Origin of the sequence: Streptomyces rectiverticillatus (assembly GCF_013394065.1) — a bacterium.
GTDB lineage: Bacteria > Actinomycetota > Actinomycetes > Streptomycetales > Streptomycetaceae > Streptomyces > Streptomyces rectiverticillatus.
This window is the reverse complement of sequence record NZ_CP040752.1, coordinates 4,825,927-4,845,501: the sequence shown is the minus strand read 5'-3', so window position 1 is coordinate 4,845,501 and position 19,575 is coordinate 4,825,927. Positions and strand designations below refer to the sequence as shown.

Annotated in this window: 22 protein-coding genes; 7 read left to right on the top strand and 15 right to left on the bottom strand. The window is 72.9% G+C overall.

The features are described from left to right. Positions 1-2 precede the first annotated feature (2 nt). Together FGW37_RS21285 and FGW37_RS21280 are read right to left on the bottom strand one after the other, a co-directional pair. A complete protein-coding gene (locus FGW37_RS21285) occupies positions 3-797 on the bottom strand; it encodes a VOC family protein (protein ID WP_179082511.1) in 795 nt (264 codons plus the stop codon). 220 nt (positions 798-1,017) lie between these two features. Further along, positions 1,018-1,935, bottom strand: a complete 918-nt coding sequence (locus FGW37_RS21280; protein WP_179082510.1) for an NYN domain-containing protein — start codon at positions 1,933-1,935, stop codon at positions 1,018-1,020. Positions 1,936-2,138: 203 nt separating this feature from the next. Here FGW37_RS21280 and FGW37_RS21275 point away from each other — a divergent pair, with 203 nt between their 5' ends. Beyond that, on the top strand, positions 2,139-2,291 hold the full coding sequence (locus FGW37_RS21275; RefSeq protein ID WP_179082509.1) for a hypothetical protein: 153 nt from the start codon (positions 2,139-2,141) through the stop codon (positions 2,289-2,291). A 101-nt stretch (positions 2,292-2,392) separates the two neighbouring features. Here FGW37_RS21275 and FGW37_RS21270 read toward each other — a convergent pair whose 3' ends face one another. From FGW37_RS21270 to FGW37_RS21255, 4 genes are all read right to left on the bottom strand, one after another. Further along, positions 2,393-2,998, bottom strand: coding sequence for a MarC family protein (locus FGW37_RS21270; protein ID WP_179082508.1), 606 nt, complete (start codon positions 2,996-2,998; stop codon positions 2,393-2,395). A gap of 174 nt (positions 2,999-3,172) precedes the next feature. Continuing rightward, entirely contained in the window at positions 3,173-4,036 is an 864-nt protein-coding gene (locus FGW37_RS21265; protein ID WP_179082507.1) for a PHP domain-containing protein, read from the bottom strand. 172 nt (positions 4,037-4,208) lie between these two features. Continuing rightward, positions 4,209-4,859, bottom strand: coding sequence for a DUF6758 family protein (locus tag FGW37_RS21260; protein ID WP_179082506.1), 651 nt, complete (start codon positions 4,857-4,859; stop codon positions 4,209-4,211). Positions 4,860-4,933: 74 nt separating this feature from the next. Continuing rightward, positions 4,934-5,518 carry a suppressor of fused domain protein gene (locus FGW37_RS21255; RefSeq protein ID WP_179082505.1) on the bottom strand — a complete coding sequence of 195 codons (585 nt, stop codon included), beginning with the start codon at positions 5,516-5,518 and terminating at the stop codon, positions 4,934-4,936. A 506-nt stretch (positions 5,519-6,024) separates the two neighbouring features. Here FGW37_RS21255 and FGW37_RS21250 point away from each other — a divergent pair. Further along, positions 6,025-7,131: a magnesium and cobalt transport protein CorA gene (locus tag FGW37_RS21250; RefSeq protein WP_179082504.1), complete on the top strand. Its 1,107-nt coding sequence runs from the start codon at positions 6,025-6,027 to the stop codon at positions 7,129-7,131. Here FGW37_RS21250 and FGW37_RS21245 read toward each other — a convergent pair. Further along, positions 7,128-8,132: a DMT family transporter gene (locus FGW37_RS21245; protein ID WP_425506567.1), complete on the bottom strand. Its 1,005-nt coding sequence runs from the start codon at positions 8,130-8,132 to the stop codon at positions 7,128-7,130. The two genes, FGW37_RS21250 and FGW37_RS21245, sit on opposite strands and share 4 nt — an antisense overlap. Positions 8,133-8,184: 52 nt before the next feature. On the opposite strand from FGW37_RS21245, the gene FGW37_RS21240 reads away from it, so the two are divergent. Then, entirely contained in the window at positions 8,185-8,709 is a 525-nt protein-coding gene (locus FGW37_RS21240; RefSeq protein WP_179082502.1) for a hypothetical protein, read from the top strand. An 89-nt stretch (positions 8,710-8,798) separates the two neighbouring features. On the opposite strand, the gene FGW37_RS21235 is transcribed toward FGW37_RS21240, so the two are convergent. After that, entirely contained in the window at positions 8,799-9,584 is a 786-nt protein-coding gene (locus FGW37_RS21235; protein WP_179082501.1) for a hypothetical protein, read from the bottom strand. A gap of 168 nt (positions 9,585-9,752) precedes the next feature. Here FGW37_RS21235 and FGW37_RS21230 point away from each other — a divergent pair, with 168 nt between their 5' ends. Genes FGW37_RS21230 through FGW37_RS21220 form a run of 3 tightly spaced genes read left to right on the top strand, consistent with a single transcriptional unit; the run spans position 9,753 to position 12,845 of the window. After that, complete coding sequence (locus tag FGW37_RS21230; RefSeq protein ID WP_179082500.1) at positions 9,753-11,051, top strand: magnesium transporter MgtE N-terminal domain-containing protein; 1,299 nt, start codon at positions 9,753-9,755, stop codon at positions 11,049-11,051. Beyond that, the gene (locus FGW37_RS21225; RefSeq protein ID WP_246430482.1) at positions 11,038-11,643 is read left to right on the top strand and encodes a DUF1003 domain-containing protein; all 606 of its coding nucleotides are present in this window, start codon (positions 11,038-11,040) and stop codon (positions 11,641-11,643) included. The genes FGW37_RS21230 and FGW37_RS21225 overlap by 14 nt, the downstream gene beginning before the upstream one ends. Positions 11,644-11,687: 44 nt before the next feature. Beyond that, positions 11,688-12,845, top strand: coding sequence for an Mrp/NBP35 family ATP-binding protein (locus tag FGW37_RS21220; RefSeq protein WP_179082499.1), 1,158 nt, complete (start codon positions 11,688-11,690; stop codon positions 12,843-12,845). Positions 12,846-12,909: 64 nt separating this feature from the next. Here the strand turns inward: FGW37_RS21220 and FGW37_RS21215 are convergent, their stop codons facing one another. The 6 genes from FGW37_RS21215 to sigE all read right to left on the bottom strand — a co-directional run bounded on the left by FGW37_RS21215 (position 12,910) and on the right by sigE (position 18,119). After that, the gene (locus FGW37_RS21215; RefSeq protein WP_179082498.1) at positions 12,910-13,098 is read right to left on the bottom strand and encodes a YegP family protein; all 189 of its coding nucleotides are present in this window, start codon (positions 13,096-13,098) and stop codon (positions 12,910-12,912) included. Positions 13,099-13,232: 134 nt separating this feature from the next. Beyond that, the gene (locus tag FGW37_RS21210; protein WP_246430481.1) at positions 13,233-13,985 is read right to left on the bottom strand and encodes a hypothetical protein; all 753 of its coding nucleotides are present in this window, start codon (positions 13,983-13,985) and stop codon (positions 13,233-13,235) included. Positions 13,986-14,103: 118 nt separating this feature from the next. Next, on the bottom strand, positions 14,104-14,571 hold the full coding sequence (locus FGW37_RS21205) for a sec-independent translocase (protein WP_179082497.1): 468 nt from the start codon (positions 14,569-14,571) through the stop codon (positions 14,104-14,106). 162 nt (positions 14,572-14,733) lie between these two features. Beyond that, positions 14,734-16,443, bottom strand: a complete 1,710-nt coding sequence (locus FGW37_RS21200) for a S1C family serine protease (RefSeq protein ID WP_179082496.1) — start codon at positions 16,441-16,443, stop codon at positions 14,734-14,736. Positions 16,444-16,551: 108 nt separating this feature from the next. Continuing rightward, positions 16,552-17,346 (bottom strand): anti-sigma factor family protein, encoded by a 795-nt coding sequence (locus tag FGW37_RS21195; protein WP_179082495.1) that lies wholly within the window; start codon positions 17,344-17,346, stop codon positions 16,552-16,554. Continuing rightward, positions 17,343-18,119, bottom strand: a complete 777-nt coding sequence (gene sigE / locus FGW37_RS21190) for an RNA polymerase sigma factor SigE (protein WP_179084828.1) — start codon at positions 18,117-18,119, stop codon at positions 17,343-17,345. Before sigE ends, FGW37_RS21195 begins: the two co-directional genes overlap by 4 nt. Positions 18,120-18,282: 163 nt before the next feature. Between sigE and FGW37_RS21185 the strand changes: the two genes are divergently transcribed. Continuing rightward, positions 18,283-18,948 carry an O-methyltransferase gene (locus FGW37_RS21185; protein ID WP_058046100.1) on the top strand — a complete coding sequence of 222 codons (666 nt, stop codon included), beginning with the start codon at positions 18,283-18,285 and terminating at the stop codon, positions 18,946-18,948. 191 nt (positions 18,949-19,139) lie between these two features. On the opposite strand, the gene FGW37_RS21180 is transcribed toward FGW37_RS21185, so the two are convergent. Next, the gene (locus FGW37_RS21180; protein WP_009997451.1) at positions 19,140-19,307 is read right to left on the bottom strand and encodes a DUF3117 domain-containing protein; all 168 of its coding nucleotides are present in this window, start codon (positions 19,305-19,307) and stop codon (positions 19,140-19,142) included. Between the last annotated feature and the right edge of the window lie 268 nt (positions 19,308-19,575).

Below are 19,575 nucleotides of genomic sequence, written 5' to 3'. Positions count from 1 at the left end.
GGTCAGCTCCGTGCGGCGGTCGTGACCGTGAAGAGCCCGCCGTCGGGGTCGCGCAGCGTCGCCTCGTGCCCCACCTGCGACTCCCCCGGCTCGGCGACGACCGTGCCGCCGGCCGCGAGCGCGGACTCGACGGCCTTCTCCACGTCGTCGACGCAGAAGTAGACGTGCCAGCGCGGCCGAATCTGCGGGTCGGGGGCGGCCTCGATGGCGCCGCCGCGCAGGCAGGCCACGGTGTGACCGCCGGACCGCACCATGACGACGTCGTCCTCGTAGCGGACCTCGCAGCGGTCGGGCCGCCCCGTGGCCCACTCGAAGACCTCGCCGTAGAAGATGGCGGAGGCGAAGGCGTCGCGGGTGCGCAGCTCCAGCCAGGCGGGGGCGCCCTGCCGGCCGATCCTCCACTCGCGCAGGGTCTTGCCCTCCCAGAAGCCGAAGACGGCCCCCGCGGGGTCGGCGGCCAGCGCGGCGCGGCCGGGCCCGACGGTGAGCGGGCCGACGGCGACGGTGGCGCCGCGCTCGCGGATGCGCGAGGCGGTCACATCGGCGTTCTCGACGGCGAAGTAGGAGGTCCAGGAGACGGGGACGTTGACGTTGACGCCCATGCGGCGGGCGACGTTGCTGATGCCGGCGACGGGCCTGCCGTCGGAGAGCGCGACGGAGAAGTCCTCGCCGAGGCTGCCGCGGCGGAAGGTCCAGCCCATGACGGCACCGTAGAAGGCCTGCGACGCGGCGAGGTCGCCGGTCAGCAGGCTCACCCAGCACGGTGCCCCGGGCACGGCACGGTCAGTGAGCGACATGGCCGATCGCCTCGTTTCTGTTCCGGATTGCGGGTCGGGGATCCCCGTCAGGGGTGGCCGGGCCGGTGGCCACGACCCCCTGCCAGGGTTCCACTCGGCTTCCCCGTATGCATTTCCGGCACGCGCGTTCCCCGCGGAGTTCGTCCTATCCGAGGGAGACCCGGCCGCCTGTGCGGACGGCCGCACGGCCGGGCCGCCGGAACCGCGCGGTCGGAAGCGGTCAGAACTGGGTGTGCAGGTGGTCCCAGAATCCGTCCCGAAGTGCCCGCCGCAGGTCCGCGTGCCCGCGCAGGGAGAGCCCGAGCAGCGCCTCGGCCTCGACCAGCAGCTCCTGGTCGACGGCGCCGGGCAGGATGGGGTGGCCGGGCAGCAGCTCGGCGACGGTGTCGCGGCCGCGCGAGGCCAGCCACTGGGCGGCGACCTGGGCCCCGACGAAGCGTACGTCGTCGCGGCCGGGTGCGGGGCGGCCGGCGGAGGCGGCGTCCGCGAAGAGCTCGGCGGCGGGGCGCCGGGTGACGTACGGCTTGCAGAAGTCGAGGTCGAAGGTGCGCTGGCTGTCGACCTCCCACAGCAGCGGCTCGGCCTGGTTGCGCCCGCCGGTCGCCTCGATGCCCCACAGGTGGACGCGGGCGCCGTAGCCCTGGGCGGCCTCGACGGCCGAGACGAGGTCCTCGTCGCCGCCGATGAGGGCCGCGTCGCTGATGGCCCGGTGGCGGGCGAGTGACTCCAGGTCGGTGCGGATGAGGGAGTCGACGCCCTTCTGCTGGTTGTTGGCGTTGAGGTTGCCGAGGCGGACCTTGACGTCGGGGAGCTCGGCGATGCGCTGCTGCTCGGTGGTGTGGATGCGACGGCGGGCGCCGTCGTACCAGTAGACGCGCAGCAGCCGGCTGTCGGGGAAGATCGTGCGCGCCCGGTCGATGAAGGCCTCGATCAGCCCTTCGGCGTCGAGGTCGAAGGAGCGGCGGTCCTCGGTGCCGGCGACGAGGCGGCCCGCCGCGGCGTACACGTAACCGGCGTCGACGAAGATCGCGTGGGTGGACGGGGTGGTCGCGACCTCGGCCAGCACGCGCGTCAGGAGGTCGTTGGTGCGCTCGACGGCGGCGGCGATCGCGCGCAGGTGCTCGGGGGAATCAGCCATAGGATGTCATCTCGTTCGGTTACACGCCGGACACGTTCCGTTGCACGGATTTAACAACTCTTAGTCAAGTTAAAAATTTCCTTAGCGTAGGGAATGTTTTCAGGGGTAACCTCGTTGTACCCGTACGGAACGCGCCCCGCCGACGCGGCGTGCTCCGTCAGCCATGCAGTTCTCCTCAGGAGGATCAGACGAAGGGAGAAGCCTTGCGCTTCGAAATCATGCGCCTGGACGACGTCGACGGCTCGGCCGTCGACAGCACCGTCGTGGACGCCGCCTCCGTCAACCGGATCGTGCAGCAGGCCGCTTTCACCGGCCAGCGCATCTACATCCGCCCAGCCACCTCCGCGGCACAGTAGCGGGCACAGTAGCGCCGACGCTTCTTCGCGAACGGCGACACCCCCGTACGGACTGTCCGTACGGGGGTGTCGTCGTTGGGCGTCACTGTTACCCGGTCTCGTTACCCGGCCTCGATCACCTGCGTGATGCCGTTGATGATCTGCTGGACGGCCAGCGCCGAGAGCATCATGCCCGCGAGCCGCGTCACCAGCACCACACCGCCGTCCTTGATCACCCGGATGATCAGCAGCGAGTAGCGCATCACCAGCCACAGCACGACGTGCATGGCGGCGATGGCCGACCACACCGAGATCTGCCCGCCGACGGAGTCCGCGTGCTGCACCGCGAGGATCACCGAGACGATCGCACCCGGGCCGGCCAGCAGCGGCATGCCGAGCGGTACGAGCGCCACGTTGACGTCCTTGGTCTGCGTCGGCTCCTCCGACTTGCCTGTGAGCAGGTCGAGCGCGATCAGCAGCAGGAGCAGGCCGCCCGCGATCATCAGGGCGGGGGTGGTGATGTGCAGGTAGTCCAGGATCTGCTGGCCGCAGATGCCGAAGACGGTGATCACGCCGAAGGCGACCGCGGCCGCCTGCCAGGCCATCCGGCGCTGGACCTTGGCCGGGCGGCCCGAGGTGAGCGCCAGGAAGATCGGGGTGATCCCGGGCGGGTCCATGATCACAAAAAGGGTGAGAAAGAGGGATCCGAAGACGGCGAAGTCGAACACAGTTGAGCCTTGCGGGAGTGGGTGGTGCGAGCAGGTGCGGGGCGCCCGCCGGGCCCGTACGGGCGTACGGACGGCGCGGGCAGGGGCGTACGGGCGCGGTCACCCGCGCACGGCATCACTGGGATGGGGACGTGCGGACGCGACCGGGCCCGGAAGAGGGGTGGGTGGGTGCGGTCAGCCGCCGGCGCCGGGGACGGGGAACGCGCCCGTGGCCCGGCGCGTGATCTCGCCGTAGATTTCCGGATCGGTGGTGAACTCGCCGAGCGCGCAGGTCTTGCGGCTGCCGTGGTAGTCGCTGGAGCCGGTGGTCAGCAGGGAGAGGTCGGCGGCCAGGCCGCGCAGCCGGGCGCGGGTCGGGGCGTCGTGGTCCATGTGGTCGACCTCGATACCGTCGAGCCCGGCCGAGGCCAGCTCGGCTATCGCGCTCTCGGAGGCGCAGTTGCCGCGCTTGAGTGCGAACGGGTGCGCGAGGACGGTGACCCCGCCGGCCGCCTTGACCAGGCGGATCGCGTCGAAGGGATCGAGCTCGTGCTTCTCGACGAAGGCGCGGCCGTCACCGGCGAGCCACTCGGAGGTGAAGGCGTCGGAGACGCTGCCGACGACGCCCAGCTCGACCATGGCGGTGGCCACGTGCGGCCGGCCGACGGCGCCGTCGCCCGCGATCTGCGCCACACGCTCCCAGCTGACCGGCACGCCGAGCTCGTTGAGCTTGGCGACCATGGCGCGGGCGCGGGGGACGCGGTCGTCGCGGACGAGATCCCGCTCGCGGGCCAGCTCGGGCTCCAGCGGGTCGAAGAGGTAGGCCAGCATGTGGACGCTGAAGCCGTCCGGGCCGCCGAGCCTGCAGGAGAGCTCCGCACCGGTGACGAGGGTCAGCCCGGCGGGGAGCGCCGCGATCGCTTCGGCGTGCCCGCCGACGCCGTCGTGGTCGGTGAGCGCCACGACGTCCAGCCCGGCGGCGGCCGCGTTGCGGACCAGCTCGGCGGGGGTGTCCGTGCCGTCCGAGGCCGTGGAGTGGGTGTGCAGGTCGATACGCACGACACGACTCCTCACGACTTGCGGCGGACAGGGACCGGTTCAGGATAACCGGCCCGCAGCCCCGCACCGGGCCGCGCGGGAACAAGACGGACGGACCGCGCCCGCGACTGCCGGGCCGCGCCCGGGGGACGGCTCGGCCCGGCGCCCAGACGCCGCGCGGCAGCGTCAATACCTATCGCCCCGCCGACGGCAGCAGGCGGGGCGATAGTGCGCCGCACGGCAGGAGGTCGACTTCCGCTCCCGCGTCCCGCAGGTCCGTGAGGACCAGTTCGTCGTACATCAGCAGTCCCGACTGCTCCGGCCAGACCACGGCCCACAGCCACAGCCCGCGCGCCTCGCCCGCGAACACGGCCCGGTCCTCCGGGGCGCCCTCGACGTGCCAGAGGGGGGTGGGGCGGCCGGCGGCGTGGACCTTGGCGTGCGGGGAGCGGTCGACGCGGAGGTAGGGGCCGGGGTCGGGGCCGGCGACGCCCGCGTAGCGCGCGCCGAGGCCGACGCCGAGCTCCTCGGCCACGAGGAGCAGCTCGCCGGGGCCGCCGAGGGGGCTGGGGCCGGAGCAGGCGACGGCGGTCGCCCGCCCGCCGCTGCGGTCGTCCCCCGCGCAGACCACGCCGGTGAAGAGCCAGCCGACGGGGAGGGGCCAGGGCATCCACACGGGCACCTGGGCCCGGCCCGCGACGACGGCCAGGGCCTCCACGCTCGGCGGGACGACGGGCTGCAGAGGGTGCACCGTGCCGTGGACGTCGCACTGCCAGGAGTCGGCGAAGAGACCGGGCGCTCGCACCCGGCCACCGCACTTCGGGCAACTGGGTTCGCCCCTCATAACCTCCAACGGTCCTCCCAGGCCGCCGCCGCGTCAAGGACGATCACCCGTCCGGACGTCGCAGGCCCGGCCGGTCATCCCAGGGGTACCCCGGAGCGCATCGGGTCACGCAGATCGGTGCCGTTCCTCAGCCACCGCTCCTCCAGCGCGGCCGCTCCCTGCACCCTCTTCCAGGCCGCCTCGTTGGGGGTCATGGGCAGCAGCGGGAGGAAGCGGACGGGGTCCATCGGCTCGTCCAGCTCCAGGTCCTCGACCAGGCCGCCGGACCCGGCGACGAGGACGGAGGTGAAGGGCGCCCCGGGCCAGAGCGGTTCGCCGGTGTCGAGGGAGGCGCCGGGCGCCACGATCAGGCCCTCCACCTGTGGGGAGGCGGCGAGGACGGCCAGCGGGCGCAGCACCTTGTCGGTGTCGGCGCGGCCGGCGCGGACGGAGAGGACCAGCTCGGCGCGGGGGCCGCGGAGGGGGTCGGTTACCACGGCCGTCGGGTCGGACATCGGCTGGGCGGACATGCCGAGCGTGGCGTAGCGCACGACGTCCCCGTCATGGAAGCGGAGGACCTCGATCCGGTCCGTGCCGAGGAAGGTCACCGCTGCGCGCGCGTCCGGTTCGCCCAGGGCTGTCCGGAGCCGGGCCTCGACCAGTGCGAGAACGTCTGACATGCAGTGAGCATAGAACGCGTATCGAACGGGCAAAGGAGGGTATTGACGGGTCCAGTGGCTGCTAGCCTTGACCTCTGGTCAGGGAGTTACGTTCGTCCCTCAGCGGGGACCGGCCGGAGGAGGTGGGGCTGCGGTGGATCCTAGTCGACCGTGCAGTACCGACAGTTCTCCCGTCCCTTCGCTCCGGACGCACTCCTCGTGATCTGAGATCTTCCGCCCTCGGCAGTGCCGCCGACGTTTTCCCGGAAGTTCTTTCGCGCCCGCAGCGCCGACGGAAGAGCGCCTTCGTCCCGCTTTGTTCCGTGTTCTCCGCGAAGTTCTCTGCTTCTCTGCGAAGTTCTCCGCGAACTGCCGTCAGCCTCGCCGCACCGCACGAAGCGCCGTCCGATTTGCGGACGTGTCCCGCGCACGGCCTCCCGCCGCTCCGGGCCTCACGTCCACGTTCCGGGCCGCGTTGCACTCGCGCTCCGCACCGGCTGGCGGCCGGCCCGTGAAGGAGCCCTGCCATGTCGATGATCCGTGATCTGCGTGAGGCCGTCCGCCCCGCCCTGCGCCGCGGCGCCCTGCCGTACGAGTACGACTCGACCCGGGATCCGTCCGTCAGCAGTGCGGTCGTCGACTGTGCCGTCTACCGCGACGGCAAGCGCCTCAGCGACCACGTCAGCCCCGCCGAGGCGATGCGCCGGGTGCGGGCCGGCGGCGGCTTCGCCTGGATCGGGCTGCACGAGCCGACGGAGCGTGAGTTCTCGGGCATCGCCGCGGAGTTCGGGCTGCACCCGCTCGCCGTGGAGGACGCCGTCCACGCCCACCAGCGGCCCAAGCTGGAACGTTACGACGACACGCTGTTCACCGTCTTCAAGACCATCCACTACGTCGAGCACGCCGAGCTCACCGCCACCAGCGAGGTCGTCGAGACCGGCGAGGTGATGTGCTTCACCGGGCCGGACTTCATCATCACCGTGCGGCACGGCGGCCAGGGCTCGCTGCGCGCGCTGCGCCACCGCCTCCAGGACGACCCGGAGCTGCTGTCCAAGGGCCCCTCCGCCGTCCTGCACGCGATCGCCGACCAGGTCGTGGACGGCTACATCGCCGTCGCCGACGCCGTGCAGGACGACATCGACGAGGTGGAGATCGACGTCTTCTCGCCCGCCGGCAAGGGCGCCTCGCGCGGCGGCGACGCGGGCCGGATCTACCAGCTCAAGCGCGAGGTGCTGGAGTTCAAGCGGGCGGTCGCCCCGCTGCTGCGCCCGATGCAGCAGCTCAGCGAGCGGCCGATGCGGCTGGTCGACCCGGACATCCAGAAGTACTTCCGGGACGTCGCCGACCACCTCGCCCGCGTCCACGAGCAGGTGCTCTCCTTCGACGACCTGCTGAACTCCATCCTCCAGGCCAACCTCGCGCAGGCGTCGGTCGCGCAGAACGAGGACATGCGGAAGATCACGTCATGGGCGGCGATCTTCGCCGTGCCGACGATGATCGCCGGGATCTACGGGATGAACTTCGATCACATGCCGGAGCTGAAGTGGAAGTACGGCTATCCGATGGTGATGATCGTGACGGTCACCATCTGTTTCGCCATCCACCGCGGCTTCAAGCGGAACGGCTGGCTCTAGCCCTTCTTCAGCCCTTCCTCGGCCCTCTTCAGCCCTTCTTCGCCGCGGCGGCCGGCCGTGCTGCGGTCGGCCATGATGACGAGGCCCAGTCCGGCCAGGATCACCGCCAGCGCCGGATAGGAGGCGGCGGGCGGGGTCTGCCCCAGCCACAGCGCGGCGATCAGGGCCGCGCCGGGGGTCTCCAGGAGGATCGCCGTCGAGGTGACGGACGGGCCGAGCCCCTTGACCACGCGGTTGATCAGCGAGTGCCCGAGCAGCTGCGCGGTGACCGTCAGCGCGGCCAGCTTCAGCCAGGTGTCACCGCTGTAGCCCGCGAGGGAGGAGCCGGAGAACAGGCACGCGGCGAGCAGCAGGACGGTCGTCGTCGCGTAGCAGATGTAGCTGTACGTGACCGTGCCCACCGTCCGGCGCACCTCCGCGCCCAGCAGGACGTAGCCTGCGGCCGCCATGCCGCCGGCGAGGGCCAGCGCGTCGCCCGCGAGGGCCCGCGGGGACAGGGACAGGTCGACGCCGGTCAGGATCGCCACGCCCAGGAAGGCCAGGGCGGTGCCCGCCCACACCAGCGCGGGCGGCCGGTGGCCGCGCAGGCGCATCAGGAGCGTCGTCCAGATCGGTGTGGTGGTGACCAGGGCGGTCGAGGACGCCACCGACGTCATGTGCAGGCTCGGCAGCCACACCCCGAAGTGCACGGCCAGGAGCGCGCCGGCAGCCACGGCCAGCAGCAGGTTCCGGCCACCGATGCCGCGGAACTCGGCGCGGTGCCGGACGAGCGCGAGGGGGGTCAGGGCGCCCACGGCCATGGCGTTGCGCCAGAAGGCGATGGCCAGGGCGGGGGCGGCGGTCGCGGCGATCAGGGGAGCCGACAGGGAGAGGCCGGAGATGGCTATCGCGAGCAGGAACAGGTCCGTACGGACGCCGGGGTGGGGGTGGGGGTGGGCGGTCTCCGCCCGGGCAGCGGTCGCGCCGGGCAGGACATCGCTGCGTGTACGGGCACTGGTCACCCGTCCAGGGTAGATCTCCTGGTCGCGGGCACCGGCGCATACAGTAGGCCGTATGACACAGACGCAGGAGCTGCTCGACCGGGCGCTCATCGAGGAGGCCACGAAGAAGTCCGGCCTCATCTGGGTGCAGGGACCGGCGGGGCCGAGCCGTGCGCTGTGGCACGTGTGGCACGAGGGTGCCGTCCACGTCGTGGGCGGCACCGGTGAGCAGCCGCTGGACGGGCTCGGGCTCGCCGACGGCGCCGAGGCGACGGTGACCGTCCGCAGCAAGGACAAGGGCGGGCGCCTGGTCTCCTGGACCGCACGCGTCGCCGAGCTCCCGGCGGGCGGCGAGGCGTGGACGGCGGCGGTCGCCGAGCTGAAGGCGAAGCGGCTGAACGCGCCGGATGCGGAGCGGGTCACGGAGCGGTGGGCGGAGGGCTGCCGCGTCCTGCGCCTGGAGCCGTCCGGGGCCACGGCGGCGCTCCCGGACACGGCCCTGGCGGCCCGCCCGCTGCCGACACCGGCGACGACGCGCCGCCCGATGCCGGCGGCACTGCCGAAACTCCTCCGGAGGGGACGCCGCGGTACGCACTAGCCGCGCCCTCGGCGGGCCGCAGCCGCACGCCCTGCCCCCGGCCGGGGAGCACCCGTGCGCCGCGCGCCCGTCTCCCCGCCGAGGGGTGTCTACTTCGCCGCGCCCGGCAGTGACGAGCCCTCTCCCCCGGAGGGGATGCGCTTGCCGTAGTCGACCGTGTCCTGCTTCGGCGGGGGCGTCAGGGCGAAGTCCTTGCCCCAGTCCGACAGTTCCAGCTGGCCCGCCCCGCCCGCGCGCCGGACGCGCAGGGGGTACGGCGTGTCCATGAGGGAGACGTCGAGCGTGCCGCCCGAGCCGCCGGCGCCGTTGACCCGGATGGTCGGGGTGCCGGCCACCGTGCCGTGCTCCCCGCGGGCGAGCTTGCCGTGCAGGCCGATGAGCCCGTCGAGCAGGACGTCCTTGTCGGTGAAGCCCTTGAACTGCTGGTACGCGGGGTCGCCGGTCGGCACCTTCACGTACTTCTTCTCCAGCTTGCCCGCGGCGGCCGCGCCGTCCCCCTTGCCGTCCTTGGCGTCCTTGCCGCCGCGCGACCAGAAGGCCGCGGGCGCCTTGAGGAAGAGCTCGTCACCGACCCGCAGCAGCTCGAAGGTGCTGGCGTCGGAGGCGACCCGGCCCGTCCCGCCGTCCCGCTTCAGCCGCATGTCGAGCTTGTAGGTGCGCCCCTGGCTGACGACGCTGCCGGAGAGGTGGACGGAGGATGCCTCCCGCGCCGCCGACCGCGCCTTGTCCTGGATCTTCGCGGGGTCGAGCCTGCCGACGCCGTTCGTCCCGGCGTCGGGGTCCTCACTCCCACCACCACCGCCGCCGCAGGCGGTGAGCGCCACGGACAGGCCGGCGCACAGCGCTCCCACGAGAGCCGCCTTCCGGGTTCGCACGTCGCTCCTGCCTCCTGTTCAGCCCTGTTCAGCCGCTGGAGTACGGCAGCGTACCCGTGCCGCCCGCAGGCGGAAGCAAGCAGTCCGGACGGGCGCCTCCCCCGCGCCGGGGAGAACCCGGTCACGTTAGCCTGAACCGGACACCGGACCACGGAGGAGGTGCGCGGCATGGCAGCAGGCGCCCACCGGGTCTTCGTGTCGCACCTCTCGGGCGTGGCGGTCTTCGACCCCAACGGCGACCAAGTGGGCCGTGTCCAGGACCTCGTCGCGATGCTCCGCGTCGGCGGCCGGCCGCCCCGCGTCCTGGGCCTGGTCGTGGAGGTCGTCAGCCGCCGCCGGATCTTCCTGCCCATGACGCGGGTGACCGGCGTGGAGTCCGGCCAGGTGATCACCACGGGAGTGATCAACATGCGGCGCTTCGAGCAGCGCCCCACCGAGACCCTGGTCCTCGGCGAGCTGCTCGACCGGCGCGTACGTCTGGTCGACGGGGGCGAGGAGGTGACCGTCCTCGATGTAGCGATCACCCAGCTGCCCGCCCGCCGCGACTGGGAGATCGACAAGGTCTTCGTGCGCCGCGGCAAGGGCGGGGCGCTGCGCCGCAAGGGCGAGACGCTCACCGTCGAGTGGTCGGCCGTCACCGGCTTCTCCCTGGAGGAGCACGGGCAGGGCGCCGCGAGCCTCCTCGCGACGTTCGAGCGGCTGCGCCCCGCGGACCTCGCCAGCGTCCTGCACCACCTCTCCCCCAAGCGCCGCTCGGAGGTCGCGGCGGCGCTGGACGACGACCGGCTCGCGGACGTCCTGGAGGAGCTCCCGGAGGACGACCAGATCGAGATCCTCGGCAAGCTCAAGGAGGAGCGCGCCGCGGACGTCCTGGAGGCCATGGACCCGGACGACGCGGCCGACCTGCTCTCGGAGCTCCCGGAGGACGACAAGGAGCGGCTGCTGACCCTCATGCAGCCGGACGAGGCGGCGGACGTGCGCCGCCTCCTGGCGTACGAGGAGCGGACCGCGGGCGGTCTGATGACGACCGAGCCGATCGTGCTGCGCCCGGACGCGACCGTCGCCGACGCCCTCGCGCGCGTGCGCAACCGCGACCTCTCCCCCGCGCTGGCCGCCCAGGTCTACGTGTGCCGGCCGCCGGACGAGACCCCCACCGGCAAGTACCTGGGCACGGTCCACTTCCAGCGGCTCCTGCGCGACCCGCCCTTCACACTGGTGGGCTCGATCGTGGACACCGACCTGCGGCCCCTCCCGCCGGGCACCCCACTGCCGGCCGTCACCAGCTACCTGGCCACGTACAACATGGTCGCCGCTCCCGTCGTCGACGAGAGCGGCTCCCTGCTGGGCGCGGTCACCGTCGACGACGTCCTGGACCACCTGCTGCCCGAGGACTGGCGCGAGACCGAGCTGCACCACGGGGCGCCGGGCATGACCGAGCTGCCGGAGGACGTCGATGGCGGGCAATGAGCGGGGGCGGGAGGGCACCCCGGGCCACCGCCCCGACCGGGCGGAGCGGGTCCGGGCGCAGTCGGAGGCCGTGCACCCCCACCCGCACCCCCGCCCGCGCGTCCGGCTGGACCTGCCGCGGGTCAAGCGGCGCGGCTGGCTGCCGGAGTACGACCCGGAGGCGTTCGGCCGCACCTCGGAGCGGATCGCGCGCTTCCTGGGCACGGGGCGGTTCATCGTCTGGATGACGGTCGTCATCATCCTGTGGGTGGTGTGGAACACCACGGCCCCCGGGCACCTGCGGTTCGACAACTATCCCTTCATCTTCCTGACCCTGATGCTCTCGCTGCAGGCGTCCTACGCGGCGCCGCTGATCCTCCTCGCGCAGAACCGCCAGGACGACCGCGACCGGGTCAATCTGGAGCAGGACCGCAAGCAGAACGAGCGCTCGATCGCGGACACGGAGTACCTCACCCGGGAGATCGCCGCGCTGCGGATGGGCCTCGGCGAGGTCGCGACGCGCGACTGGATCCGCTCCGAGTTCCAGGAGCTCGTCAAGGATCTGGAACAGCGCCGCGTATTCCCCGCGGAGAGTGAGGAACGCGACCGCTGACGGCCCTTTCCGGAGGCCCCCTCACGCGCCGTACCATCGTCGGTATGGCTACCGACACGAACGGCACGTCCCCGAGCGAGGACGCGGTCCGCGCCGCGCTCGCGACGGTGAACGACCCCGAGATCCAGCGACCCATCACCGACCTGGGGATGGTCAAATCGGTGGAGATCGCGGCGGATGGTTCGGTCGCGGTGGCGGTCTACCTGACGGTCTCCGGCTGCCCCATGCGGGAGACGATCGTCAGCCGGGTGCAGGACGCCGTCTCGGGCGTCGGCGGCGTCACCGGCGTGACGGTCGAGCTCGACGTCATGAGCGACGAGCAGCGCCGCGAGCTCGCGGCCTCCCTGCGCGGCGGCACGGCCGAGCGCGAGGTGCCCTTCGCCAAGCCCGGCTCGCTCACCCGGGTCTACGCGGTGGCGTCCGGCAAGGGCGGCGTCGGCAAGTCCTCCGTCACGGTCAACCTCGCGGCGGCCATGGCGGCCGACGGGCTGAAGGTCGGCGTCGTGGACGCGGACATCTACGGCCACTCCGTCCCGCGCATGCTCGGCGCGGAGGGCCGCCCCACCCAGGTCGAGAACATGATCATGCCGCCGTCGGCGAACGGCGTGAAGGTCATCTCCATCGGCATGTTCACCCCGGGCAACGCCCCGGTGGTGTGGCGCGGCCCGATGCTCCACCGCGCCCTCCAGCAGTTCCTCGCCGACGTCTACTGGGGCGACCTGGACGTCCTGCTGCTCGACCTGCCCCCGGGCACGGGCGACATCGCGATCTCCGTCGCGCAGCTCGTGCCGAACGCCGAGATCCTCGTCGTGACGACGCCTCAGCAGGCGGCCGCCGAGGTCGCCGAGCGGGCCGGCTCGATCGCCGTGCAGACGCACCAGAAGATCGTCGGCGTCGTGGAGAACATGTCCGGGCTGCCGTGCCCCCACTGCGACGAGATGGTCGACGTCTTCGGCACCGGCGGCGGCCAGGTCGTCGCCGACGGCCTGACCCGCACCACGGGCACCAACGTGCCCGTCCTGGGCTCCATCCCCATCGACGTCCGCCTGCGCGAGGGCGGCGACGAGGGCAAGCCGGTGGTCCTGACGGACCCGGAGTCCCCGGCGGGTGCGGCGCTGCGCGCCATCGCCGGCAAGCTCGGCGGCCGGCAGCGCGGCCTCTCCGGCATGTCGCTGGGCATCACGCCGCGCAACAAGTTCTGAGGGGGCGCGCCGGCGCGCGGGCAGGCTGCTCTACGGCCCTGCCCGCGCGCCGGCGCGCGCACCGCTAGCCCTGGTGCCCCAGGTCCTTCACCGGCGCCGTGGCCGCGTTCTGCTTCACGGACTCGATGCCCTTCTCGCAGGCCGACCGGCTGTTGTACGACTCGCCGACGGCGATGATCTCGCCGTTGCCCGCCTTCAGGCGGTAGCGGTACTTGCCGGAGTTGTCCTCGTACATCTCGAACTTGCCTGGCATGGCTCATCACCTCTCCGAGTGCTGCCCCCTGCCGGAAATTCAAGCCCGGCACGAGGGCGCGCGCAGCCCGGGAGGGCCCGGCGGGTGACCCGGCGGGCGGCCCGGCGGACCGGCAGGAGCCGGACCGGCGGCGGTCAGCCCCGGTAGGCCGTGATGTCCTTGATCACCGAAAAGCCCATGCCGTAGGCGCTCATGCCCCGGCCGTACGCCCCGATGTGCACCCCGCCGCCGCTACCGGCCCCACTACCGGAGCGACCGTCGCCGCGCTCGTCCGTGGCGGAGCCTGCGAGCACCCAGCCGTACTCCGACTCGCGGTAGCGGAAGTCGGTGGGCACACCGTCCACCGGGAGCGACAGCGTCGACCACGCCGAGTCGTCCAGGTGGTCCGCCAGCTCCCAGGCGAGGGCCGTCTGCTGGTCGAGCCAGTCCTGCCGCAGCGCCCGCTCCATCTGCGCGGGCCAGGTGCACGACAGCAGCCCCGACCCGGCCAGCCACGCCGCGGAGGAGACCGAGGTGGCCTCCAGGACGCCCGTGCCGTCGGCGCTGCGGCGGCCGGGGCGGCCGGCGACGGTCACGACGACCGCGAAGCGCTGCTTGGCGGCGTGGGGATCCGCGCGCTCGCTGCGCAGCGTGGGCTCCTCGCCGTGGCCCGTGGAGCCGTGCTCCACCGTCCCGTCGGCGGCGGTACCGACCTGCATCAGCCAGCGCGGCCCGGTGTAGGCCTCGTCCAGGCCGTACCACGGGAACGACGCCCGCAGATAGCCGTCGGCCGCCCGCCGGTCGGCCGGGCCGCCCGGTGCGTCCTGCGCTGCGGCGTCCACGGCGTCCACGGCGGACGCGTCGGCCGTGCCGGCCCCTTGAGCCCCAACCCGACTCGTCGTCTCCATCTGCGCGGCGCCTCCTTGTTGCCCGGTGTCCTGGGCGAGCCCGCCCCCCTCGGACGACTTCACCCCAAACACAGGGAGGATAGCCACCCCCGTCAATGGCGCACGGGATGCGCGGAACTCAGGTGGCGTCGGAGTCGAACGGAGGACGCTCTCCGGGGTCCGGCTTGTCCTGCTTCTTGAGCAGGTCCGGGCGGGCGGGAGAACCGCCGTTCGAGGGAGCCGGGGCGGCGGCGCCGGAGGCCGGGGCCGCCGTCGTGTCGCCGCTGCGGCCGTGGACGGCGTCGGCGACCTCGTTCATCTCCGACTTGAGGTCGAAGCCGTTGCGGATCTCCTTCAAACCCAGCTCGTCCTTGTCCAGCACGTGCTTGCGGACGAAGGTCTTGGGGTTGAGGTCCTCGAACTCGAAGTCCTTGAACTCGGGGCCCAGCTCGGAGCGGATGTCCTCCTTGGCGCTCTCGGAGAACTGCCGGATCTTGCGCAGCGTGCGGGACACGTCCTGGATCATCTTCGGCAGCTTGTCCGGTCCGAAGATGAGCACAGCGAGCACCACGAGCGCGACCAGCTCGAGGGGTCCTATGTCGAGCACGTTGAAGCTCCTTGATGCGTCAATGGCCGACGGTCCAGGCCACCTATCACGGTACCTGGCCCTGCGGGGTCGAAGGGATACACCTGGGGCAAGATCAGGCCAAAGCCGACGCCGGTGACCGTTCCGGGGCCCGCCCCGGGCCGGCCCCGCAGGACGCGGGCGTCAGCGGGCACCCGCGGAGCCGAGGGTCAGCTCGACCGACCGCTCCCGGCCGTCCCGCTCCACGGTCAGCGTGAGCCGGTCGCCCGGACGATGACTGCGGATCTTGACGATAAGCTCCCGGCCGCTGTGCACGGCCACTCCGTCGACCTTTTTGATCACGTCGTTCGGCCGGAGGCCGGCCTTGTCGCCCGGGCCGCCGGGGGTGACGGGCGCGCTGTCGCCGCTCTTGGTGTTCACCCGGGCGCCGTCGCCCGAATACCCCATGTCCAGCGTCACGCCGATGACCGGGTGGGTGGCCTTGCCGGTGTTGATGAGCTCCTCGGCCACCCGCTTGGCCTGGTTGATCGGTATGGCGAAGCCCAGGCCGATGCTGCCGCCCTGGCCGCCGCCGAGCTCGCCGCTGTCGCCCGCGGAGCGGATCGCGCTGTTGATGCCGATGACCCGGGCCTCCGAGTCCACCAGCGGGCCGCCTGAATTGCCCGGGTTTATCGGGGCGTCGGTCTGCAGGGCGTCGACATAGCTGACGTCGCTGCCGTCCCCCTTCCGGCCGCCCGCGGTGATCGGGCGCTCCTTGGCGCTGATGATCCCCGTCGTGACCGTGCCCGCGAGGTCGTACGGGGCGCCGATGGCGACCACGGAGTCGCCGACGCGGACGGAGTCGGAGTTGCCGAGGGCGAGGGGGGTCAGGCCTGACACGCCCGAAACCTTGATCACGGCGAGGTCGTAGCTGCTGTCCCGGCCGACGAGGGTGGCCTTGGCGGTCTGACCGCTGCTGAACGTCACCGATATGTCACCGGCGGCTCCCGCGGGCTCCACGACGTGGTTGTTCGTGAGGATGCGGCCCTCCTTGTCGAGGACGAAGCCGGTGCCGGTGCCCTGGTCGCTGCCACCGCGGACGTGGATCGTCACCACGCCCGGCAGGGCGCGGGCGGCGATGCCCGCGATGCTGCCCGGGGCGCGCGCCGAGCGGTCCGCGGTGGCCTGGGGCAGGCTGACGTGCCGGCCCATGGCGCCGTCCCGCTCCAGATACGCCCCGACGCCGCCGCCGATGCCGCCGGCGACCAGCGCCACGAGCAGCGCCCCGGCGAGGAGCCGCCCGCGGCCGCGCTTCCCCGGAACGGGCTCCGGAGTACGGGCCGCGGACACGGCCCAGGGGTCGTACTGCCACGGCCCCGGGGTGCCGGGCCCTGCGGGCGGCAGCGGCGTGCCCTGCGGCGGCGTCACCCCGGGCGGCGGAAAGGCAGCGCCATGCGGCGCGGGCGGCCCTGGAACGGGCCCTGCGGCTTGCCCTGCGGGCGGCAGCGGCGTGCCCTGCGGCGGCGTGACGGGCCGCTGTACGGGCGGCGCCGGCGCCCACGGCCCGGGCCGCCCGTACGGAGGCGTGCCATAAGGATCGGGAGCGTGCAAGGGAACGGCCCCGGCGCCGGGAGCCGCATCGGGGCGGTACGGCGGCAGCGGCCGCGTCGCCGGCTCAACCCCAGGCTGGGCAGGCGCGGGCGCCGGCCGCGGGGTGGCGGACGTGTTCGGGCCGTATGCCGGGAGCGGGCGTGTTTCCGCCTCCGAGGGGGTGGTCCCGTCCGCCGGGGACAGGGCCGCGTCCAGGAACTGCGGGCCCTCGTGCCCGGCCGGCTCGGCCGGCGCCGGGTCGGCCGAGCCGACCGGGCGGCTCCACCACTGCGGCGCGGACGTCCGCGCCTTCCCCTCGTCCATGTTCTCCCCACCGATCGCCGGAGGGCGCACGGCATCGCCCGAGGGATGCGCGGCCCACAGGAATTCAACCAGGTCTGCACACAGGTGCGCAGGGGGCCCGGGCGGGGGTCAGCGCCGGGCGGTGTCCCCCGGCGGCGCTCCCGGTGCCGGGTGCCCCCTCCGTATCAGCGGGGGCAGCAGGGGCGCCGCGGAGGGGCGCAGCAGGGACACTTCCCGCACCGGCACGGCGGCCGACGGGGCGGACCCGCCGGAGCGGGCGAGGCGCCGGTCGCGCCCGGCCGCCGACGAGGCTGACGAGGCCGACAGCGGGGTGGTCGCGGTGCGCGGATTCTCGGCGCGCGGGCCCTGGGGGCCGGCGACCGAGGTCAGCGGGGCCGCGCCGCCGAGGGCGAACGCGGCCAGCGAGACGGCTCCGGCGGCGGCGAAGGCGATCCGCCGCCCCCGTATGCCACCGCGGGGCGGCTCGGGCATCTCGTGGATCCGGAAGCCGCCCTCGCGGGGCCGCGCGGCACCGCCGGGGATGAGGCCGAGGGGCGCGAGGGAGTCAGCCCGGGCCCCGAGGCCGGCTTTTCCCGGCCCTCCGGGGCCCTCGTGGCCCTCCCGGGCGTCCGGGCGGTGGTCGGCCCGGCCGTCGTGGTCGGCGCCGAGCGGGGCGCGGGGATCACCGCCGGCCAGGCCCTGAAGCCGGGCCAGGAAGTTCTCCGAGAGCGGCGGGAGCGCCGCTTCCGCGAATACGCTTTTGAGCCGGCGCTGCGCGTCGGCTTCGGCTTTGCACTTCCAGCAGGTCGCCAGGTGGGCGAGCACCCGCTCCCGAGAATCGTGTCCCAACTCCCCGTCGACCAGGGCCGCGAGGCGGTCGCCGAGATGGTGCTCGGCGGGGGACTGACCGCCTGAACCGGTCACGCGATCCCTACCTCCCCACCGAGAGCAACGCCGGGGGCCACGCCCGCCACGGCACGCTGCTCGGCCCGGGCGGCGGGCGAGCGGTGCTGGAGCGCCTTGCGCAGGTGGGAGCGGCCGCGGTGGATCCGGCTGCGGACCGTGCCGAGCTTCACGCCGAGCGTCGCGGCGATCTCCTCGTAGGACAGGCCCTCGATGTCGCACAGGACGACGGCGGCGCGGAACTCCGGGGCGAGCGTGTCCAGCGCCTGCTGGACGTCCGCGTCGAAGTGCGTGTCGTTGAAGTGCTGCTGGGGGGAGGGCTCGCGGCTGGGGAGCCGCTCCGCGGCGTCCTCGCCGAGCGCGTCGAAGCGGATGCGCTGGCGTCGCCGGACCATGTCCAGGAAGAGGTTGGTGGTGATGCGGTGCAGCCACCCCTCGAACGTGCCGGGGGTGTACGTGGAGAGCGACCGGAAGACCCGGACGAAGACCTCTTGCGTGAGGTCCTCGGCGTCGTGCTGGTTGCCGGTGAGGCGGTAGGCCAGGCGGTAGACGCGGGCGCTGTGCGTGCTGACGATCTCCTCCCAGGTGGGAGGCGTCCACGCCTGCGAGTCCGCATCGGTGGCGAAGGTCGCGGTCTGTGCGGAGTCGTTGGTGCGCGAACGGTCAGCGGTCTTGGTCACGGATTTCGGCTCGCCGGCGGACCTGCGAAAGCGCTTGAGCACTCCCCGACGGTCGTCGGCCGCAGCCGCACCTCCCCTGTCGGCTCTGGTGGTGTCCAGTAGAGCCCCTACCATATCCATCCCGCCCGTTAGCTCCGGATAAGGAATTTTGACCTGCATTTGGTCTTGCTTCCCCCGCTCTCCCGGCCATCCCCTCCATTTGCCGTCCCACCCCGCCCCTTCTCGTCAACGCACGGTCCCATCTGCGGGTTCCCGTGGTCAGCGGATACAGTCACGGTTGCGTCGACTACGGGGACAGGAGAGGGCCATTACCGGCAACCGGCAGACGAGCTGGGCGTTCGCCGATGCGTTCGTCGCCGAGGACGAGGCGCTGCGCTGGGCCCGGGACCGGGCCCTGGAGGCAGGCCTGCGCTCGGTGTCGTCCGGCACCGGCGCCGCGCTGCGCCTGCTCGCCGCGGCGGTGGACGCCAAGGCGGTGGCCGAGATCGGCACGGGCACCGGCGTCTCCGGCATCCACCTCCTGCACGGCATGCGGCCCGACGGCGTGCTCACGACGGTGGACAGCGACCCCGAGTGCCAGCAGTTCGCCCGGCAGGCGTTCCGCGCGGCGGGCTTCGCGGGCAACCGCGCGCGCTTCATCCCCGGCCGCGCCCTGGAGGTGCTGCCGCGCCTCGCCGACGGCGGCTACGACCTGGTCTTCTGCGACGGCGACCGGCTGGAGTGCCTGGACTACCTAGCCGAATCGTTGCGCCTGCTGCGGCCCGGGGGCCTCGTCTGCTTCGAGGGCGTCTTCGCCGACGGCCGCACGGTCGACTCCGCCGCCCAGCCCGCCGAGGTGCAGCGGCTGCGCGAGCTGCTGCGGGCGGTGCGCGAGTCGCGGGTGCTGGTGCCGTCGCTGCTGCCGGTGGGCGACGGGCTGCTGTGCGCGGCCCGGCGCGGCTGACCCGGCGCGGGCGCCCCGCCCGCCGGGCGCTCCCCCGGGGCCGGTGCTCCCCCGGAGCCGGTGCCGACGCCCCGGCCCGCCGCCGCCCCGGCCCGCCGCCACGCGCGGCGCGCACCCCGGATGCACCACTGCCCCGGCAGCCGGTGCGGACCGGCTGCCGGGGCAGCGTAAGAACGGTGGTTCGGCGTGCGTCAGCCGACAACCTTCTTCAGGGCGTCTCCGAGGGCCTCGGCCTCATCCGGGGTCAGCTCGACGACGAGCCGACCGCCGCCTTCGAGCGGAACCCGCATGACGATGCCCCGCCCCTCCTTGGTCACCTCGAGCGGGCCATCGCCCGTCCGCGGCTTCATGGCCGCCATGCTCGTTCCCCTTCCTGAAACCAGCTCATCGTCAGCCGACGGCCCCACGACAGGCCCGCGTCACCGGCATCGAACACATTGCTTCCAGGCCATTATCTCGCATCGCGTGACCCAATGAACAACATCGGTCCGTATCCCTTCGGCAACGCGATCGCGCAAAACCACTCAATTCGGCGATCGGACTGCGATACTGCGCCGCTTCGACCATGCATCTGTGGCCGGATTCTTTGACGCAGGTCACATATCGGTGTCCGGTGATCTCCGGCAT

What these genes read in the sequence shown, in the direction of transcription:
- FGW37_RS21285 (WP_179082511.1), bottom strand. Translation starts at nt 797, where the DNA reads ATGTCGCTCACTGACCGTGCCGTGCCCGGGGCACCGTGCTGGGTGAGC.
- FGW37_RS21280 (WP_179082510.1), bottom strand. Translation starts at nt 1,935, where the DNA reads ATGGCTGATTCCCCCGAGCACCTGCGCGCGATCGCCGCCGCCGTCGAG.
- FGW37_RS21260 (WP_179082506.1), bottom strand. Translation starts at nt 4,859, where the DNA reads ATGAGGGGCGAACCCAGTTGCCCGAAGTGCGGTGGCCGGGTGCGAGCG.
- FGW37_RS21255 (WP_179082505.1), bottom strand. Translation starts at nt 5,518, where the DNA reads ATGTCAGACGTTCTCGCACTGGTCGAGGCCCGGCTCCGGACAGCCCTG.
- FGW37_RS21250 (WP_179082504.1), top strand. Translation starts at nt 6,025, where the DNA reads ATGTCGATGATCCGTGATCTGCGTGAGGCCGTCCGCCCCGCCCTGCGC.
- FGW37_RS21240 (WP_179082502.1), top strand. Translation starts at nt 8,185, where the DNA reads ATGACACAGACGCAGGAGCTGCTCGACCGGGCGCTCATCGAGGAGGCC.
- FGW37_RS21230 (WP_179082500.1), top strand. Translation starts at nt 9,753, where the DNA reads ATGGCAGCAGGCGCCCACCGGGTCTTCGTGTCGCACCTCTCGGGCGTG.
- FGW37_RS21225 (WP_246430482.1), top strand. Translation starts at nt 11,038, where the DNA reads ATGGCGGGCAATGAGCGGGGGCGGGAGGGCACCCCGGGCCACCGCCCC.
- FGW37_RS21220 (WP_179082499.1), top strand. Translation starts at nt 11,688, where the DNA reads ATGGCTACCGACACGAACGGCACGTCCCCGAGCGAGGACGCGGTCCGC.
- FGW37_RS21215 (WP_179082498.1), bottom strand. Translation starts at nt 13,098, where the DNA reads ATGCCAGGCAAGTTCGAGATGTACGAGGACAACTCCGGCAAGTACCGC.
- FGW37_RS21210 (WP_246430481.1), bottom strand. Translation starts at nt 13,985, where the DNA reads ATGGAGACGACGAGTCGGGTTGGGGCTCAAGGGGCCGGCACGGCCGAC.
- FGW37_RS21200 (WP_179082496.1), bottom strand. Translation starts at nt 16,443, where the DNA reads ATGGACGAGGGGAAGGCGCGGACGTCCGCGCCGCAGTGGTGGAGCCGC.
- sigE (WP_179084828.1), bottom strand. Translation starts at nt 18,119, where the DNA reads ATGGTAGGGGCTCTACTGGACACCACCAGAGCCGACAGGGGAGGTGCG.
- FGW37_RS21180 (WP_009997451.1), bottom strand. Translation starts at nt 19,307, where the DNA reads ATGGCGGCCATGAAGCCGCGGACGGGCGATGGCCCGCTCGAGGTGACC.